At 70.0% G+C, this 1134-nt stretch carries 1 protein-coding gene and 1 pseudogene; both read right to left on the reverse strand.

The genetic code is table 11. The features are described 5' to 3' along the window. A partial coding sequence (locus DVR05_RS26090; protein WP_232832348.1) for an ISAs1 family transposase occupies positions 1-735 on the reverse strand: 735 nt, incomplete at its 3' end. Between the two features lie 17 nt (positions 736-752). Continuing rightward, positions 753-992 (reverse strand): annotated as a pseudogene (locus DVR05_RS27670) (transposase family protein); the annotation flags it as partial. Positions 993-1134: the final 142 nt, after the last annotated feature.

Genomic DNA, 1134 nt, shown 5'->3' on the forward strand with positions numbered 1-1134 from the left:
GGCCAGGTTGTCGGGAGCGTGCCCGGAGCGGACCTTGCAGGCGCCCTCACCCAAAGTGACGTCCTTGACGTGATGCCAGGCCTCGATGCCCCAATGTCTCCGCACCAGCGCACCGATCCGGGCTACGTCCGCCTGCCCGACCTCCAGCGAGGTCACCGCATACGCGCAGGTCCACGACACTTCCCCGGTGCGTAGATCCCTCACGTAGCGGCGCACGCGTACCGCCTGGACCGCGTGCGGGAAACCGGTCCGTCCGGCGAGGTCGATGGCCTTGACAGTACGGGTCTCGGCTCGCCCGTGGCCGCGGTCCCGGGTGGCGCCCAAGGTGGGGGCCTGAGCCCAAGGCAGCGCTGCTACCTGCTCGAACAGGGCTTTCTGGTTGCGTTTGACGGTCAACACATAGTCGGCGTGCAACTCCTCCACCAAGTACGAGGCGGTGTCGGTCCGGGTGTGCAGGGCATCGGCGGTGACCACGGCGTCGGCCAGGTCCACACCCGCCAAAAGGGTCGTCAGGGCGTCGATCTCGCTGGTGCCCGCCGGTACCCGCACCTGCGCGACCAGGTCCCGGTCGGGGGTCAGGGCGGCGAGCAGGTGCACCGCCGTCTCGGTGGACGTGGCCGATCCGCGCAGGGTCTTGCCGTCCACCGCCACCACCTCGAGGGTCTCGGGCTTGGCCAGGGCGGCCAGGGTCTCGGGGCCAGGGCGAGCAGGACGCGGCGGATGGTCGCCGGGCACGGAGCGGTGCGCGTTCCCAGGGCGGGGCAGGTGATCCGGCAGCCCAACCGGGCCAGGGTGTGTTGCGGTGCGGCGTCGGCCCACTGGCCGATGGCCCGCAGGTGGCGGGCTCCTGCCACCATCGCGGACAGGGCGCACAGCAGGACGCTGGCCAGGCTGTGGCGGCGTCCTCGCGGTGAGCGGGGATCGTCCAGGGCCGCGAGTTTGCCGAGAAGGTCGACAGGGGCGACAGTGGGCGTGGCAGACCGGGGGCGCAACGGAGTCCCTTGGAAATCAGAGATGTGAGAGTCCCTGATCTTCTAGCGGGCTCCGTTGCTCGTTGGTGGGGGCTTCGACCGGATCGCTACAGGGCTGTGATCAGCGCTGATGCACCACGACCCCGACTTTGAAACAGCCCTG

Source organism: Nocardiopsis sp. FIRDI 009 (assembly GCF_003386285.1).
Taxonomy (GTDB): Bacteria; Actinomycetota; Actinomycetes; order Streptosporangiales; family Streptosporangiaceae; genus Nocardiopsis.